8 protein-coding genes and 1 pseudogene are annotated in these 19939 nt (G+C 40.2%); 2 read left to right on the top strand and 7 right to left on the bottom strand.

Annotation, left to right across the window (positions count from 1 at the left end):
• Positions 1-472 precede the first annotated feature (472 nt).
• Both IYN84_RS10655 and IYN84_RS10650 read left to right on the top strand, forming a co-directional pair.
• Positions 473-2776 carry a TonB-dependent siderophore receptor gene (locus IYN84_RS10655; RefSeq protein ID WP_196139215.1) on the top strand — a complete coding sequence of 768 codons (2304 nt, stop codon included), beginning with the start codon at positions 473-475 and terminating at the stop codon, positions 2774-2776.
• Positions 2777-3124: 348 nt separating this feature from the next.
• Positions 3125-4720 (top strand): di-heme oxidoredictase family protein, encoded by a 1596-nt coding sequence (locus IYN84_RS10650; RefSeq protein ID WP_196139214.1) that lies wholly within the window; start codon positions 3125-3127, stop codon positions 4718-4720.
• Between the two features lie 113 nt (positions 4721-4833).
• On the opposite strand, the gene IYN84_RS10645 is transcribed toward IYN84_RS10650, so the two are convergent.
• The 7 genes and pseudogenes from IYN84_RS10645 to IYN84_RS10615 form a co-directional block, all read right to left on the bottom strand.
• On the bottom strand, positions 4834-6285 hold the full coding sequence (locus IYN84_RS10645; protein ID WP_196139213.1) for a sodium:solute symporter family protein: 1452 nt from the start codon (positions 6283-6285) through the stop codon (positions 4834-4836).
• 186 nt (positions 6286-6471) lie between these two features.
• Positions 6472-7278, bottom strand: coding sequence for a tetratricopeptide repeat protein (locus IYN84_RS10640; RefSeq protein ID WP_196139212.1), 807 nt, complete (start codon positions 7276-7278; stop codon positions 6472-6474).
• A gap of 238 nt (positions 7279-7516) precedes the next feature.
• Positions 7517-9280 carry a S8 family serine peptidase gene (locus IYN84_RS10635; RefSeq protein WP_196139211.1) on the bottom strand — a complete coding sequence of 588 codons (1764 nt, stop codon included), beginning with the start codon at positions 9278-9280 and terminating at the stop codon, positions 7517-7519.
• Between the two features lie 393 nt (positions 9281-9673).
• Positions 9674-11710: a hypothetical protein gene (locus IYN84_RS10630; protein ID WP_196139210.1), complete on the bottom strand. Its 2037-nt coding sequence runs from the start codon at positions 11708-11710 to the stop codon at positions 9674-9676.
• A gap of 284 nt (positions 11711-11994) precedes the next feature.
• Positions 11995-16068 (bottom strand): hybrid sensor histidine kinase/response regulator transcription factor, encoded by a 4074-nt coding sequence (locus tag IYN84_RS10625; protein ID WP_196139209.1) that lies wholly within the window; start codon positions 16066-16068, stop codon positions 11995-11997.
• Between the two features lie 53 nt (positions 16069-16121).
• Positions 16122-16604: pseudogene (locus tag IYN84_RS10620) on the bottom strand (transposase); the annotation flags it as partial.
• Positions 16605-16923: 319 nt separating this feature from the next.
• Positions 16924-19293, bottom strand: a complete 2370-nt coding sequence (locus tag IYN84_RS10615; protein WP_196139208.1) for a PKD domain-containing protein — start codon at positions 19291-19293, stop codon at positions 16924-16926.
• Positions 19294-19939: the final 646 nt, after the last annotated feature.

Genomic DNA, 19939 nt, shown 5'->3' with positions numbered 1-19939 from the left:
TGTTATTAAAATCAAGATACGAACAAATCGCTTTATATAAAAGAATTCGATGGCTAGATTTGGTGATATTGCACAAAAATCAGAGAACTAATTGGATATTTATCTCTTTCTCAAATAACTAACAGTCGCAGCGTCCGAGCATCCAATAAACCATTTCACGGTTAACCCCATTACTGTCAACATTTAACAATCAATATTCGACGGGTTTTCAAATTATATTTTTCAAAATTCACTAAGATATAGTTCAGAAAAAATGAGTATTAGAATTACTCTCTGCCCTCCAGTTCGATATAAAGAGTCAATATTTTGACTTGATAGCCTGACTCAGAATTAAATTGACAATTGCATGCTATTTCACTGTCTATTCATCGCTAGCCTCATCCCCCACATTCCTTTAATTTTAGTAACTTACTAAAATTGGATAAATTGAACTTTCTCTTCTAAGCTGAATTAAAATCGTTAGGAGAAGCCCATGCCAATAAATAATAGATTCAAAAAACTTTTGTTAGCATCGGTAATGGCGACACTTTTACCAACCAGTGTTGCTTTTGCAGAAGAAAGTGAAGAACTACTCGATATAAGCCTCGAAGATTTGCTTAACATTACTGTATCTTCCGCCTCAGGGATTGAAGAAAGTCTTTCCGATGCTCCCGCAACAATGGTTGTAATCACGGCAAAAGATATCAGGCAAAGAGGTTATGATAACCTGTCAGAAGTCATGCAGGATTTACCGGGTTTCGACACAGTTATTACCAATGGAACCAACTACACTATTGCCTATCAACGCGGCTATCGAACGCCTTTTATGCAAAGAACCCTGTTCATGATTAATGGCAAGGTGGATAACCATTTATGGAGTCACGCCGCACTATTATCTCGCCAATTTTCAATGAATATGATCCAAAGGATCGAAGTGCTTTATGGTCCTGCAGGTGCTGTCTATGGGCCCAATGCCTTTGGTGGCATTATTAATGTCATCACCAAGGATTCAGCCAACATGGAAAAAGGCTATGCCGAACTAAGCATTAAAGCGGGAAGTTATGATACACAGGCAATAGATATCGCAGCGGGTGGCAAAGTTGGCAGCTTTAACATTAACCTGGCTGCCAGAGTTTTTAATAGTGACGAACCCGGCCTGGATGACATGGCTTACTGGGGCTTTGCTGATGAGCGTTGGCTGCAGAGCGAAACTTACTGGGGTCCACTCTTATCTGTCAATGGAAGCGGCGACCCCATTCATACCGTGAGAAATAACCCGTATAACAGTTATCAGGATTACGCTGCAAATACAGGATATTTCGGTGATATATCTTATCAATTAAATGACAAAGTGAAACTCAAGTATGGCTTTATCGATTGGAAAATTGAAGAAGGTTACGGTCCTTATTACGCTTTCGATCAAGCTCACCCTAATCAAATATGGAAGCATGCATCAAAACATAATTACGTAGAAATAGATTCTCAGATTAATGAACAATTGAATGTCAAAGCACTTCTATCATCACGCTTTAGTCGAGTTTATGGAGGCTGGACTGAATCTTTTCCCGACTGGAATCCTGGAATGGAAGCCTACTCTTATTTAAGCATTTCGGACTGGAATTCAGTTAACGATAGCCTGCTATTTAAAAATGATTTCGACTACAAAGTGGATGACAACTGGCGCATTAACGGTGGTATCAAGCTGGAGAATAAAGCTTTAACTAAAGCTTATGATCTTTGCGGATACTGGGCTGGCGTATTTTGTTCATCTTACATAGACGATGGCGGAGACGATGGGAACGGTATTGGCATTGTTCATTCAAGTGAAGCTACTTTTGAATATCAACCAGGAACACTTGCACAAATGCCCGATACAAACATTGTTGATACAAAAGATAAGGGCGTTTATGTGCAGATGATCTGGGATAAAGATGACTGGCGTATCAATGCTGGTATTCGCAGAGATACCAACAGCATTTATGGTGGAGCAACTAATCCACGAGCGTCTGCAGTTTATCGACTGTCAGACTCACAGACGATCAAAGTTCTCTACGGAGAAGCTTTTCAGGAACCAGCTCCTCTTGCCCTTTTTGGTGGCTGGAGCGGACGAGCAGCTAATCCGGATCTCGAGCCTGAAAGCATGAGAAACTTTGAAATGATCTACATTCTTAGAACCGATTCTTTTGTACATCACTTTTCTCTCTACCAGGCCAGTTATGAAAATGTTATCAAGGAAAGCGCGGAAAATGCCGGAGAAAGAGATACACAGGGCCTGGAATATCAAGGAAAATTTGCAGTCGGTAATTTTTTCGAAGGTGCAAATGATATTAGTGGTTATGTATATTACTCCTATACAAAATCTGAAAGTAGTCAGACATATAACCACAATACCGGACAATGGGAATTATTCACCGACGATACCGGGGACATCGCTCCACATAAACTCAACTTTGGTTTTAATGTTCCGGTCAATGACAAGCTCAGTATGAATCTCAAAGGGAACTACGCTAGCGAACGCGATCTTTACTCAAGGAATCCACTCCGGGGAAGTGGTGAAAAACTTGATAGCATATTAACTTTTGATTTCAATGTACGTTACAACTTTGGCGCCGCGGAGCTAGCATTTAAGATTAAAAACCTAACTGACGAAGACTACTATCATCCGGGTGTCGAAGCCGCAAACTCAGGAAGATACGATGGCAACTTTCAGTTTGATTACCATTCCTCAGGCTATCAAAACTCATTACTTCCTCAGGCAGGGCGAAGCTTTATGTTAGGCCTAACCTGGAAGCTGTAATTATTTAACGCTCTCATAATTTTTTAACTTCAATTGAAAACGATACCAGAAGGTATCGTTTTTTTTCGTTCGAGCAAAGTTAGTCAAGCGAACAGAATTATAATTTCAAATTAAATAAAAAGCATCGCTATAAGATATTTCGATTGAAATCTCAATAGCCAATTGTAAATTGATTTATTTCCTCATTATTTACACATTGTATTCATATACTGGCAAAGTCCAGTTGAACTGAACACCGGAGGGCGCGTGAGCTTATTGCATTATCTTAACAAAGACCGCAGGCTGTCAGTCTTAAAAACAGAAGAATAATAAGTGCTCCTTTAATGACATAATAATTGGAGGTACACCATGAGATTTAAACTCGAAAAAATAAAAAACACACTATTTTTTTCTTTTATATCCTTAAACATCACTCTTCCATTTTTGGCTATGCACATCAATGCAGCGGTAGTTGATGAAGAAGAATTGACTAGTGTTGCCCAAACTGAATCTCCTATGATGGAACACTGCGATGAAGCAGTATCAACAGGTTCTTTTGTAGAGATTTTCGAATGTGGAGATGAGCTTTTTGAGGTCCGCTTTAATGCTCTCGACGGAGTTGGAATGAATGTCGGTGATGGCGGTCGCTTTACCCGTGTTCCGAGAGCCGATTTAACTAACTGGTCAACAACAACGCCAGCAAGAGCAACAGGTCCTAACGCTGAAGCCTGTAATGTATGCCATACAACTGAAACCATTGGCGGAGCTGGTGATGGCGCTGGACCAGCAGGCTTGAACGTTATTCGCGATCCTTTACATTCAGGAAGTCCTTCAGACTTTATTCAACGCAACACACCTCACTTATTCGGCATGGCTGGACTTCAGCTTCTCGCAGAGGAAATGAGCAGCGATTTAAAACGATTAGTAGACAATACGGTCGATATGGCCTGTCGAAACAATGCGGCAGTTGAGCAGCCATTGATATCCAAAGGAATACACTTTGGTTCGATAAATGTAAATCCCCCCTGTCCCGATCCGCAAGTAGAAATCAGAGCACATGGTATCGCACAAGATTTGATAATCCGACCATTTCAGTGGAAAGGCAGCGAGCTTTCAATACGACACTTTTCTCGTGGTGCATTTCATAACGAGCTTGGAATGAATCCTGTGGAGCTTGCAGGAGATAATATTGATGGTGACTTCGACGGTATCACCAATGAAATTACAATTGCCGATAATACAGCAATGACTGTCTATCTGGCAGCGCAACCTCGTCCAACATCACTGCTGGAGCTTTCCCAATTAAGAAGAGAGTTACGACGACGCCATGGCGCAGAGGGTAGCAGAGTGGCGGACGAATTGGGATTACCCGACCTTACCTTTGCTCAACAGCAAGCGATAGTCAATGGACAACAAATTTTTAAGGATATAGGCTGTGACGGATGCCACCGTTCCAGTCTCTCCGTAATCAATACTCAGTATAGCGAACCCAGTTCACATCCAGCCTATCGAGAGCAAATATTTCCCGGAGGTCAACCAGGACTGGATCCTTCTCAAGCAATCATATTTGATATTACTCGAGACCAACCTGACAACCAGGTTTTTGTCGGCAATCGTTTAGTTAAGCATCTAGGAGCGTTTGAAAAAAATCGAATGGGTCATGCGCTAATTCGACTTTATGGTGATCTAAAACTACACGATATGGGTGCTCGACTGGCAGAAAATATCGATGAAACCGGTAGCGGCGCATCAGTATGGATGACAAAAGAGCTGTGGGGACTTGCTAATACGGCTCCCTATTTACATGACGGACGAGCTTCTACGATTTCAGAGGCGATTATTGAACATGGCGGCGAAGCAGAGCAAAGCCGACGCAATTTTTCAGATCTAGCAAATATTGATAAAGAAAATTTGCTGGCATTTCTAAATAATCTGGTTTTGTTTTTTCCATCAGAAGAAGAGTAAAATATTTTCTATACATGAATTAAATCAAAGTGGCTCAATCCTGTCTGGTTGAGCCATTTGATCAGGTTTGATCAGAAAAATCAGGAAAATGAAAAATCGTTAACAAGAAATAGTTATTGGCCAATAGGCTTCACACTATTACGTGTCAAACTATATTTTTTACCAACAAGCGAGCCAATCACCATACCAAAAATAGCTGCGAAGAATCCATAAAAATGAGGAGGAAGAGTTGATTCAGGGAAAGCTAACTCAATCGGTAACCAAACAACCAGACCGGAGACAATTGAAATGATCGCACCGGTATTATTTGCATGTTTCCAATAAATTCCGGTAAATAATGGTACCAATCCAACCACTAGCGTAATCTTGTAAGCACTTTCTACCATATGGTGAATACTGGTTTCCTGCTCTAAAGACCATAGCGCGTAAATAACAACGACCATCCCGAATAGAAAAACTGAAATACGCATCAACCAAAGTAATTGTTTATCGCTGAAATTACTGGTCTTACTGAGTGGACGAATCACGTTCTCTGAAAGAGTGACAGCCGGTGCCAGTAGTGCACCACTGGCAGTACTGAGAATTACCGAAATCAGAGCACCAAAAAATATCACCTGAGCATACAGCGGCATATACTGGTTTATAAAACTCGGTAAAACCAGTTGAGGATCATTGGCGCTTACCGATTGACTCAATTCGGGATCCACGATAAATGCCGAATAGGCTAAGAATATTGGAACAGCAGCGAAAAGCAGATAGAAGAGCCCTCCCATTAGTAATCCTTTAACAGCGATACCTTCACTACGAGCAGCGTTGGCACGCTGAAAAGTATCCTGTTGCGGTAATGAGCCTATCGCCATTGTTAAAAAGCCAGCAATGAAAGAGATGACACTATACCAGTTCATTTCGGGCCAAAAAGACAACTTACCGGCAGCATCGGCATGATGGTACACCGGTGCAACCCCTCCGGTAAGATCACTAACCAGAACTGCAATCCAGAAAAGTCCTATCACAATAATAAACATCTGCAAAGTTGTAGTAATTGCGACCGACCACATTCCACCGAAAAGCGTATAGATCACAACAACAGTACCACCGATAATAATTCCGGTGGCCATCGAAATTTCCCCCTGGGTCAATACATTCAGAACCAAACCCAGAGCGGTTACTTGCGCAGAAACCCAGCCGATATAGGTTGCAGCAATAGCCAGCGACACAGAAACTTCTACCTGAATACCGAAACGCTGACGATAGAAATCGCCAATGGTCAGCAGATTTTTACGGTACAGAGGACGGACAAACAATAAGGCAAAAAAGAATAGACAAAAAGAAGCACCAAACGGATCCGAGATAGTACCACCCAGGTTTTCATCGACAAAAGTTCCGGGAATACCTAATACAGTTTCAGCGCCAAACCAGGTTGCAAAAACCATAGCAACAACTACCCATAGGGGAAGATGACGGCCGGCATTTACAAAGTCTGAAGAGTTGTTAACTTTAGTTGCACCATAAAGTCCAAGCGCCAATGAAATCAGGAGATAAACAATAACAAATGTCAGTAACATACATAAGGAAATGCCAGATAAAACATAAGTCGATTATATAAACTTCCCCGGCCTAAGATCGAGTAAAACTTTTTTCTTGTAACGGTCAAACTTTTTGTTAAAAGTCTGAGGAGAAAACCAGATAAGCCCGAATGAAATTGTAGCTAGTAATTTTGACTTAGCTTGATTTTTATTCTCATCATTCATTTATAGCTTAACAATATCATTCAATGAGAATGCCATTATAAAATCATCAACATTGAGTAGTTTGCATCCGCTACCAGCCATACCACACTTTCTATAACCTGTCCTGCTTCCGGTTGTTCCTTTCGAGTCATATACCCCAAGGGAATCAATCTCTTCCACTATGTTAAACAGCATATCAAAGTGACTTTGTTTATCACTATATATCGTAACTATGTTTTCTCCTTGCAGTTCCTGTTCTCCTTTAGGAGGCATGTCAGAAGAGTTTTGTAAAACATTGTCAAACTCGCTCATTTTGTCGGGAGCGACAGTTCTTAGAATTTCGATAGCTTGTTGGCTTCCACGATTAGCGGCTTTGCTGAATTGCTCTATAGCCAGACTATCTCTACTTGAAGCCAGATATAAAATTCCGAGGTCAAACATTGCGGGACCATAGTTCTTGTCAACGCTTCGTTTGAAGTATTTTTCTGCTAATTCTTTATTTGCAGAAGTTTTATATCCATCATAGTGCCAACGACCAAGAATATGCATCGCCGGAGCAAACCTTTGGCGAGCAGCTCGCTGAATCCAAAGCCACGCCTTATCATCATCAACAGATACGCCCTCACCATTTTTAAATGCTAGCGCTAAAAGAGTTTGTGCTTGAGGACTACCATTTCTTGCAAACTTCTTTAACCTTACAAACAAACTTTCGCATGTTGAATCACAATTTTGAAAAGCAAGGTTATCTATTTTCCCCTTCACTTCTTTACCACTTGCTGACAAAGCAAGAGAAAAGAGAATGCAGCCGAGAAGGTATACTTGTTTCATAATTTTAATCTTTTATTGTTAACTTTTCTAAATGACCTTTTTGAATGATAAAGGGTTACAACAAAAATGAAAGTAAGAAAATTTGAATAGTTACCATCTAAATAATGGTTGTAATAAACATTACATAATCTCGAGAAGCTTGCTCTGCAGGATGACAACCAGACAGGGCATCAACAACAAAATTCGTCGCTCTAGACGTCGACAACTAAAGTAAGCTGCCGACGGCGATTTAACTCGATTATAAGTTAATAGTGACTTCAGCCGAACAATCAGTAGTGGACTCTTCACACACCTGATAGATATATGTTCCCGATAGAGGACCTTCGCTAAAGCTTCCTGTATTTGCTACAGTTGTTATCAAAATACCATCACGGTATATGTCAACATTACCACTTGTCGCATTGTTCCAGCTTAAATCCGCATACCATTTACCTTTCTCTTTATGTTGAGAAACGTTCAATTCAATGCCCGTTTGCGGCGGCACAACGCCACATGGGTTAGCATCCAGATAACTCTTGGCGGCAGCCATTTGCACCAAACCGAATCCATAAGAATCGTCTCTCCCAATATCACCAAGATCTTCTGCGCTAGCATTTAAGGCGTCACGGATTTCCTGGTTACTACAGTCCTGGTGATGACTCCAAACCACTGCGGCTGCACCAGCGACAATAGGAGAAGAAATACTGGTACCGTATGCTCTTACATAATTAGAAGCAAAATTGTCGATCGTCGCGATAGCAGTTGGATTAGCCAATATGTCTGCGGCCATAGCATCGCTTATGTCCACACCGGGAATATTCACTGAAGGATTACCCTGATTATCGAACTGTACCCCGACTTGTCCGTCATATGCGTGGATAGCATCATTGTATACCATTACGCCGATCCCACCACCCGCTTCACAATTTTGTACACTGGTGGTTACCCACATTTTAGAAGCTTTAATCAGGCAGATTTTTTGATTAACGTCTTTACAGGTCTTTCTGCCGCCAGCACAATCAACGACTTGCGCACTTACACTACCGACCGGTGTTCCATATAATGCCAGAGTATCCAGAGATTGATTATTAAAGCTGGTAGCGGTTTCGACTCTTTTCCCCATTGGTGTAGTACCCCAAACTCTGGAACCTGGCGCGGCAATCTCTACTTCTGCGTTACGATTAGAGTAATAAGCATGGGCTTTATTTTTATCAACCGCAGCAACGGACATGACCTGTGAATATGAAGCGGGATAATTCAAGCTGGTATCTTCATCGTTCCCTGCAGAAGATACAAGCAGAACGTTATTGTTAAAGGCCAATGCAACGGCATCTTGTACAACATTGGTATTACTAATACCAAAGCTCATACTAATCAGATTGGCATTCTGGTTCATACACTCGACAATACCTTCTGCCACACGCGTACTTGAAAAATCCATTCCCATTTTGTGAAAGTGCAATGAAACTGTACCGTGAGCCAAACCAATCACACCGATATCATTGTTGACCGCGATAATAGCTCCCGACATATAGGTACCGTGTCCTTCTTCATCGGTGAACCAGTCGCCTTCTCCCTCTGCTGCTGTGCCGGTTATCAGGCCGCTGTCAAAATCTTCATGAGCCAGTTCGATGCCTGTATCGATAATGCACACTTTCTTCAGACCGACACCAGCTGCGGTTAGCAGATCTGCCTGGATCATTGGGTTGGTATACGGGGTTCTTTGTGCAAAATAACGACCTTTAACTTCATTTTCGATGTATTCAATATTCGGATTGTTACGCAATGCTTCAGCAGCCATTGGATTTAGATCCACCGCGAGTACATTCAGCTTTTTAATTTCTTTGTTAACTTTCGCACTGGCGTTTTGTAATGCATTTCTAACCAGAGCTTCCTTGCCTTCCTTATACTTAACTACGTATTTTGAATTCAACTCTGTTTGTGTAGCGCTTACAACAGTAATCATTCCGCTAAAGATAGCCATGTTTAGTGTGAATACTAGCCGTACCATTCTCTTGTACATTATTAGTGTCCTTCTTTATTATTTTGTTTAGATCTGGTTTCACCAAATAAGTCAGACAGGACAACCCCCTGCTCACTTTTTTAATTAAACCCTTGTTCCTGTGACCGCAAAATAATCCCAGACAAAGTCAGGCTTGTGCTAGCTAAATAACGACGAGTTTTGCAACAAATACGACATAATTAGCCAATCAGATATGAATTCGTTTTTATAACAAGAAATAAGTAATAGAAGCTTATGTCCAATTGCACTCCCTTACCTCAGTTATCTTATCCATTCCAATGAAATTCAAGCATGGTGTTTGCATAAAACTTCCACAAAAAAGAGGCATTAATAAATGCCCCCTATAATAAATTAACTTTTCAGTTACATCGCATGTAGAAAGAAAAGAGATTTCTATTCTGGATAGTCAATTTGTTTTACTTTTACATAGTCAAGTCCAACATAAACCGACCCCCCATGATTAACAGCTCCAAACTCAAACCCGGTCATTGCCAATACCCAGGCTCCATCAGGCTCAATAAGCATACTATGAGTAAAGGTTGAACCGTCGCTAGTAATAAGAATATCCAAGAGAGGCTGGCCATCACCGTCACCTAAAACCGACAGGCTTACTTCATTGTGTGTCCCGATTTCTATTACCGGAATACTTTCCAGAAGCTCATATCCCCATAGCACATACAATGTCCATGTGCCGCTATTGGAATTAAACACCCAATCGAGATTGAGATCATTCTCGTTAAGATTATTAATGGTAAAGCGAGTTGCAAAATCATCTTGTGGAGTACTCGCCAGATTAGTCTCAAATCCCATTTGCACTTGAAACTTATTGAGATCATTCAGATTCATATTTTCAAGTGACTCAATAATCATTGAATCTGGAGCGTCACCAGCACTAATGACTTTCCAGAATTTCCCGCTGCCATCATAGTTCCCGTTATAGTTGTACTCGTCTTGTCGGCTAGCATCGTCAAAATGGTCGAAGTAAGCGTAATTAATATTACAGCCGTCCGGTTCCAGAATATTTACACCTCGATCCCATGCAGGATAGTAAGACGTTTCCATAAATGTTTTCGTCCAGATTTCATTATCAATGGCAACGCCTGCTTCATAGTGGTCAACATTAAATAATCTACCATTATGCCCTACCAGTCCTGATGGATAGAGATTCTGTGAACTTATATAAGTTACCTGATCACCAAATAGAACAACCTTGGAGTGTAAGAAGTCCCTCTGGCCTTCATCGGTCAGCGGACTAGAGTAAACTTTTGCCGTTAAGCGGCATTGAGCAAGCCGTACATCTTCCGGTGAATAGTTTTCACCTTCCTCTTCAATAATTTCACGGAAATACTTTATTGCCTTATCAGGATCATTTCCATACCCCCCCTGGTTCCTATCTGCTAGTAAAACTTCCACTAGAGAACCGGAAAACAACTTTCTGGCAAGACTGCGATATAATTGCTCGGATTCGTATTTATCAATATCGGTACCCAGGCCTATTTCCAGATTAAGACCGGCCTGTATTAAACGAATGGTTTCACTGGATGGAGTAGCGGCAATCCCGGAATAAATGGCCATATCTGCAGACTGATCGAGTCTATTCCAAAATCCAAACTTCCCTCTTTTTAACCAATATGTGTCAAGCTCACCGATTGGTAACTGAATTGAGTGCTTGGGATACTCAGGAACATTCCTGACACAATCAAATGAATAGAAATAATTATCTTTCCACGTACAGTAATTATCCAGATAATCGGTTTCTGCAGATTCGGGGTAAAGCTTCTCGTCGTACCAACTAGCTGCATCTCCAGCAACCTCTCCTCTCATATGTATCGAATGATCACCCGCAGACTCATAAGGGTCGTTGTATACATCTCCAAAATAATGCCCGCCTGTAATAATATGCTCTTTATCGACGATCAACATTTTCGTATGGTTAAATCCTGTATTGACGCCTTTATCCAGCGTAACCAATGCAATTTCAACTGGCCAGGACTCCTTTTTGCCAAACCTTTTATTTTCTAAATCACCGAAAATATCATAAAAAGCCGAATACATACTTGAACCTTTAGCACCGACTAATATTTTGATAACCACTTTATCTCTTCGGTCTACTTGGCTATTGAGCCTCACCATCAGTGCCTCTACCCCATCATGCAGGACTTCTTTTAAGTCCGGCGAAAGACCTAGCGCCGAAAATAAAACACTGGAATTGGCATCGCTTATCAAGCTTTTCATTTCAGACATCAACATGTGATATTCTGCGGGTGTTTCCGTGTAGTGGTTATAAATTACTTCGTTTTTGGTGCTTTTGGTGGCATACCTCCCCAGCGCCTCACCTACTTCACTAGCAGATAAGCAAGGTATACCTATGGAAAGACAAGACGCTAAAAGTACTTTTTTAGCTTTCTTAAAGTGAGCTTTGTTTATCATTAAATTTTCCTTATTTAGTGATAGCTGAAGCCAGGCTTCAGCTTTGTTGCTGATTATTGATTTAGCCAGAATAAATTGATTAATAACTGACCAAACAAACAATAAGGAAAAGATGAAAACAAAAAGGGACATAAGGTATACATTTTGAGACAAGTCGCTATTCCTTGTAAGATTGCTTAAAAATCGTCCATTACTTCGAGAGCTTAAAACATCTGTTTTTGTTCGGGATATGAAATATACCCCTTGAGAGCTAACAGCTAGACTCGCCCAATTTCTATGTCATATTATTTATCATCTCGTATTATTTGTAGTCTCCTGTCTCCTGTCTCTTGTGTCAGATACTCCGTCGGTGAAACCCCATACTTTTGCTTAAAAGCTCTTCCAAAACTTACCAGATTATTAAACCCTACATTAAAAGCGATCGTTGATACTTTTCCCGAATTTTTTAGTAGCAGGTCCGCGGCTCTTTCTAAGCGATAATTGGCCAAAATTTCCGAAGGTGTACGACCGGTGAGACTCTTCGCTTTACGAGATAATTGTCGTCTACTTAATGCCATGGTATCTGCCAGCCACTCCACGCCAAACTGGCTGTTTGAATGGTACTTTTCAATATTGGACATAAGTTTTTTAACAAACGTATCATCTAGTGACTCGGCTTTAATGTCTCTGGGGTTAAGCAGTAGTTGTTTTTGGTAGTACTTTTGCTGTTGTTTTATTAGTTGGAATTGATTACTCACGCGTAATAAAAGCTCCTGACTATTAAAAGGCTTAGTTAAGTAATCATTAGCACCACTTTTCAGACCAGCGATAATTTGCTGCTCTTCTACATTAGCCGTCAGCAACAGGATTGGAATATGGCTTGTTACTTCACCCTGTTTAAGCTGACGACAAAGCTCCTTACCGTCCATATTCGGCATATTAACGTCACTAATAATGATATCCGGTTGTTTAGTTTGAGCCACTGCCAACCCTTCAACTCCATCTACCGCCTCATAGACATGGTAATTTGGGCGAAACTGATCTGCGATGTACTGCCTTAGATCTTGATTATCTTCCACAACTAATAATGATTTATCTTTGCTGATTGAATCAGTTGCAGCATTGTTTGTTTCTGGTGTCGCGCTCAATATTTGAACATCATTGAAACAGGCGTCTTTATTTATATCAACATTAGTTTCGATATTTAAATTTGAATGTTCTATTTCATCTTCACTAAAGTGCTGCTCACCCAGCAGTAAAGAGACGGTAAAAATACACCCTTTGTCTCGTCCATTTTCAACGGTGATTTCTCCGTGATGCAATAAAATTAATTCCTTTGCCAGAGCTAGACCAATACCTGTGCTGGCGGCCTGCCGTGGTAATTGCGTATCGGCCTGATAGAATCGGTCAAAAACAGATTGTAATTGTTCTTCCGGTATTCCCGGGCCATTATCTGTCACCGTGATATAAACCGAACATTCATCAGCTGTTACGCGAATTACAATTACCTCTCCTTGAGGTGAATGTTTAGCTGCATTTGAGATCAAATTATCAATAACCTTGACGATCATTTCCAGATCAAAAAGCAACCACAATTCATCGATGACAGTATTGAATGACAAACCGATATTCTTATTGTTTAGCAACGGCGAAAATGCGTTGATACGTTGCCTAAGTAATGCTATCAAGTCATGTTTTTGTACATTTAACGAAACCTGGCTGGAACTAAGCTTAGCCACCTCTAGCAATTCATTAATAAAGCCGAGTAGACGCTTAGCATTTCGGTGCATTACTTCTAACACTTTTTGGGTTCCCGGTTCAAACTCTCCGTACTTACCGGAAAGCATATCCTCCAAAGGGCCAATATTCATCGTTAACGGCGTACGGAACTCGTGAGAAATGTTGGTAAAAAAGCGAGACTTTGTTTCATCTAATTCCTGAAGCTGCCTGGACTGCTGTTCAATCTGTCTGTTTTTTTCAGTCAAAGTAGAGTTTTTTAATATCAACTCTCGTTGACTTTCTTCCAAAAGTTCTTTTTGCAGAACGACCTCAGCCGTTTTTTCTTCTACAATACTCTTCAATTGTATGTTTGCCCGTTTTAACCTTGCTGAACGCCACTTAAATACGCCCACCAAACCGGCAATAATGGCAACCGCATAAATAAAATAAGCCACATAGGATTTATACCAAGGAGTCAAAACAACAAAATCATAGCTTGAAATTTGACTGAGAGTCCCATAGGTATCCTTCCCCTGAACATTAAACTTGTAGTTGCCGGCAGAAAGATTAGTATATTTGGTTTCATTTTCATCTCTCCACTTTGACCAGGTTTCATCAACACCATCAAGTTTATAGCGATACTGATTAGCGGAAAAATTATGGTAGGCAGGTAAAACATAACTAATGCTGAAAGCACTATATTGCGGCGAGACGCCATCATCGATAGCCTCATTCAATGTTTGACCACTGCTGTCTTTATGTTCTATCAGCTTAAAAGTAGGTTTTTCAAATTGCCGTGGAAATTGCCTTAGCAGAGCTTTTTCAACCAACAGTCCGCCTTTTACTCCGCACGCCCAAACGACACTACCTTCTACATAAAACGAGTAAATCTTATACTTTGAATCTCTTGAAAAAATCGTATCTACAAACTTGATCTTGTTATCCTCAACAATTTTTCCCAAGTACACTTTTCCTTGTTTAGTGTTTGCCAGTAAAAACTCGCCACCTCTTACTTTCTGCACATATTCCATACCTGAAAATTTATCGATATCAAGGTCAGCCACCTCTCCATAGGGGCTAAACTTTGCTTCACTGGAAGAATAAACATAAATACCTTTTTGAGTGACTAAAAGTGATTTCCCGTCTATCACAAGGGGCACAGTCCAACCACCATTCTCTATGAATGCTTGACTAGAAGCTAAAACCTCCACAGTCAATTTACTATCTCTTTTAAGCTGTACAACAGTTACCCTGTCAAACCCAACCAACCAATACTCTTCATTTGGCATAGAGAATATTTCAACTACCGCGCCGACATTAAGCTCAAACACTTTATCTAGTACCAGCTTTTCTTTATCTTCTTTTAATAAAGCTAATCCCCTTGGGGTTCCAACTAATGCATATTCCCCGCCTGATATAAATTCCAGGTCATAAATTGCAAAGTCAAGGTTCTTTAAAGCCCACTCATTTTCAATTTTGTAAATCCCATTTGCGCAGCCAACATAAAGCGTTTGATCATGCTCCTCAAATCGGAAACAGGAAGTACTGACTCCTTGAATTTGATTAAATTTATCTTCTCCGATTACATTTTTCGTTAACTTAAAAACACCTTCCGTTGTCGAAGCATAAATATTTCCTTTAAACCTTGTTATTTTTTGCGGATTACCTCTTAGTCCGCTATTGAAACTAAAGTCAGTCAGGACCGTATTAAACTCAACATGAATAATACCGCCTTCCAGGCCAATCCATATATCTCCGGCTACATCCTCAAAACTGCTGATCACAGTAAATGAGCTATTTGCCTGAAATCGCTGTACTATTTTTCCACTTTTATCAATCAAGAGATAAACACTAGGCGCTCTGAGAATAACCCCCAATAAACCGTTAGAATGAAACCTGAGTCCTCTGTAATCAAAGTCATGTTGCTGAAAAAATTCATCAATTTGAGTGGGAAAGCGTTCAAAATTTTGCCCATTAAATTTGTAGAGTCCTGCTGAACTTGACAAAACTAAGCTTTCTTCCGCAGCCATACTGTATACATGTCCTTGTACCGTATCTTTAGTATCACTAACTTTATGCAAATGTTCGTCTTTGACTCTGAACAATCCTGAATCGTGTATGTAAAGCCAAATATCATCCTTAAAAATTGTGCTGGTGGTGATACTACCTACGGGGGGTTTTAGCATCGTAAAATGATTATTCTTGTCCTTGACCAGGATAAATTCGTGAGCAACGAAATATATCCGATCATCAATTTCATGTATCTTGAATATCTCCGAAAAAGCTCTTTGCTCGGGGGATAGATTATCTAACAGACTAACAAAAACTGGATAACCAGTGCGTTCCTCCACAACATAGCCTATCACCCCAACGCCTGCGGCATAGATTTTATTATCACTTGACTTCTTTAGGTTGACGTACATTTCATTACCAGTGTTTTTAACCTGTAGCCACTTATCACCATCAAACTGAACAAGGCTCCCATTGGTAGCCATATACATTAGACCTCTATCGCTTTGCTCAATACTCCATACCTGATAACCCGAAGGCAGATTTTCAGCAGGATAATAGTTGGTATTAAAGAGACCTTCTTCAGAATTTCCGGCAATTGCTGAAAAATTAAATGACAAGATAAAAATCGATAGTATTAATTTGCTCATTGCACTTCTATGAACTAACAGCTTCGTGTTGGTTATTACAGTATTAAATTCAATCATTTGCTCAAAGTGAAATCATAAATATAAAGAATTAAGAATGAAAACAATAAGCCTTTATTGTAAAATCGTTTGATGTCTTCATCCACACCCTGCTCAATATAGTTGGCGTAGCCTACAAATCGCTTTTTGTGTCCTAACATTTGGTAGGTCTTTTCCCGGTAAAGCCAAGTCGGGGCTTTCACTTTGTTAATATACGCAGGGTAACTCGACCAGCGATAGCCTTCCAGCAGCTCGACCATTCGTCTTTTGACTTCCAGGGAGTTACGGTGAATATATCGGCTAAGTTGAAGCAGGTAGGCATCGGCATCAACCAAAACTGACTTGAATCGACCTCGGAATAATGGGCCATCAACCTTTTTTAGTCGATTATATCGCTGTGAGTACAAGCCATTAATATGTTTCATTATCTGGCTAAGATTAGCTTTGGGAGTTTCTATTAAATGGTGATAGTAATTATTCATTAAACAATAAGCATGAACAACCGCACCAAAGCGTAAATGGGCCTATTCTAGTGTTTCTAGAAAGGCTTCATAATAATGCTCATCATGAAAGATGACACGACGATGGCGGCCACGATTCATGAGGTGATGAAAGGCACCTTTATATTCTATTCGAGTGAGTCTTGGCATGGTTAATTATCATACAGCGCCTCCTCTATATTGCTTCTGACTTCTCCTCTTCTCCTCTTCTCCTTCTTAACTAATAGCCCCTCTTTAGGAGTTATTTAGCTAGCACTTATTATCCGCAGCGATCATTAGATTGCTTGAAAAACTTTAATTCTGGTAAATGCAAGCAAAGTTAAAATTCACCATTGGCCGGATCGACAAACAGAGGATTTTCGTTTTTACCATTTGAGTCAAATCCTAAGCTCTGCTGCCACTGTTCAAAACTATAACTAGCCTGTCCTGGTAGATTGAAAGGTGTAGGTATTTCCGGAGACCAATATTGATTATGATCGATTACCCAATCAGAATTTTCAGGAATAATAAAAGATAAAATATTTGTTGAGCCACCCGTAACGCCTTCATTGACAAAAATATTCTCAAAACTGGTAAATGCTCTGATATTCCCAAAATCAAGCATCGGTAGAGTGTCCACAGGTTCGCTTCCTTTCCAGAATTTATTTCGATATAACGCCAAAGATACTTCTCTATCGCCATCTTTCCTAATGTAAATATCCGATTGCGGGTTACCATAAAAAACGTTATCGCGAATAGCTATTCGTTCCAGCGAACCTCCAATAATCCCGTAACCCTGTGCCGGCGAACCAAGATTGTGAAAAGCATTGTTTTGTACAATAACATCGCTGAACCAACCGGTTGTTCTGTCGGTGTGCTTAGTCAAATCAATTCCGTTTTGTCCTCCGCTAAAGTCATTACCATCAAACAAGGTATACCGAACCGTTAAACCGTCTTTTGCCGCACTGTTGATAGAAAAATTATTGGAGTAGGTTGATTGGAAGTCATTCCATCGATAAAGCGCATGATAGACACCCGCCGGATAAATCGGATGATCTTTAATACTGTTACCATCGCCGCCAGAAAAACGACACCCCACAATAGCAAGATGATCTTTAATTTCAGCATAGATACCATTTTTGAAACCATGATTTCTTTCGAAAGTCGTATTCCAAACCAATACATCGCTAATCGTGCCAGGAACATTTTGCATTGCGATGTGATTTTTAGCCTTAATTATTTCGCCACCGCTATTATCAAGCTCATGGGGATCATCATTTACCAGATGAAGATTTAAGATTGCAACATTTCTCAATGTCTCCGCTTCATTTAATAATGTCGCATAGATGAGATTCGTCGCATTGCCATTGTTACCATTCAATTGGAGATCAGAGATAACAACGTCTGATAACTCATTTGCAGGAGACAATCTAACAAAATAATTAATATTGCCTGTAGCTAGCAGTTGCGGGATTTGCCCCTCTCCGTAACTGCCTAGTCGAATTCTTGACGTTGTCAAATAAAGTTCAGAGTCAACATTGACGATAGTGCCTTTCTTAATAAGTGCTTGTCGATGATTACCGCCTGAGAGCCAGTTAACTAATGCCTGCCAACTTTGCATCGGCGCGGAGTCGCTCAAACCGTCATTGTTATCATCTCCATTAACAGGGTCAAAATAACGAGTAGCGCCAGTCCATTCATCAACAATCACTTCTATACTTGTTTGTGCAATTTCTTCACCTAAAGCAGCAGTTAAGGTGATGGTATAAGTACCCGGACTATAGTAAACAAAAGCCGCTTCTGGACCTGTTTGTGAACGGTTTGCATTCACACTTTCATTTGTCACCGGATGAGTAAAACTAAGCGCTTTTTCTGAGGCGCCAAAATCCCATTGATATTCAATTTCATCAAAAGGATAGTCTACGTTATTGGCGGTAGATTCGCTCGCAGATACAAATACATGGAAAGGAGTTTCCCCACTTACTCTTGTGATTGTTATGACCGGATTAATTTCAGTTGTTGCGCAAACTGGAATATTCACTGGAGTAAATTGATGTTCAACGGTTGCGTCAGATTCATCTCTAACCCTGACACTTACCGTAATTGATTCAAAGTTGCAACTCGGCGGAGTAAAGGATATCTCACTAGTGCTCTCTCCTTGTTGGACAGTTTCTGTTGAAGAACTCAAACTTCCTGCATTGGTTTGCCACTCAAAACTGAGGGTGCTTGCACTTTCATCACTTACCGTCACTTTAAATACTATCTCAATTCCTGAATCAGCAGTTGTAGCTGACTGATAGTCACTGATAATCTCTGGTGCTTGATTAGAAGAAAGTGCGACTACATTTAAGACAACATTTTCATTCACCGTTCGATTGGTATTCGACACGGTTATATGGATCGTACAAGAGTGGGTTACCGCAGATGAAGAGACTGCGAAAGTCGTAACACTATGTGTCGACTGACTAAATTTCCCATCACAATCATGGCTGGTCCAACTAAAAGTTAATCCGTCATGATTACCACCGTTAGCAATTACCGCAAGTTCGAGACTTTCACCAGCGTCAATCTCTGTTTGCGAAGCGGTTACTGAGTCTATCGTCAGTTTCTGTTGTTCACCATTATCAGAATCACTCTTTCCACCTCCACAACCGAGATTAAAAAACATAACGACAAAAATAGCAGTAAAAGATAAAACTAGCTTTTTCATCTTATATATTCCTTTTGTTTGATCAGGCATCGAGTTAATGGTCTCACAGAATAACTTTTTTAGTCGTTAATTTCTGTTAACGACCTTACAAAACTTGACGAGATTACCCCTAATTTTTTTATGGGTAACTAACTTAAAAAGTGCTCATAATATTCCCAATCATTCAGGAGATAATTAGATAATGCTTTGATATAAAGGATACTTCAGACTGAGATAAATCAGACAACCTCTAAATCGAAATAGTAAAAGGTAAGATGCAACACCTTCTATATTTTCTGGTCGAACAAACATCAGGATGCGTATTTAATACTTTGGTCTGAATGGGTGTACTGATATTTTTTATAGTTCTGTTACTTCATTTACAAACAATCCATATCTTTTCCAGACAAAGCTCAGACCTAAACACACTCGCTTAAGCTTACCGCTTAAAACTTTGTGAGAAATATCTTAATTGTGGCTGTCTGTGAAAATAAGGGGTCAGGCACATTTTAGAATAAGGGGTCAGGCACATTTTACAATAAACAATTCCTTTTCCAACATAACAATCTCCTTTTTCCACTGACCTGATTCAATCTCTTTTCGCACTCCTGTTATTGGCGTCGAGACACTACCTGGGTGGTTTAAGTTAAAATATCCTGCAACCTGC

It is taken from the genome of Aliikangiella sp. G2MR2-5, assembly GCF_015687155.1.
Lineage (GTDB): Bacteria > Pseudomonadota > Gammaproteobacteria > Enterobacterales > Kangiellaceae > Aliikangiella.
The sequence above is the reverse complement of the archived record's forward strand: the minus strand, read 5'-3'. Positions and strand labels throughout refer to the sequence as shown.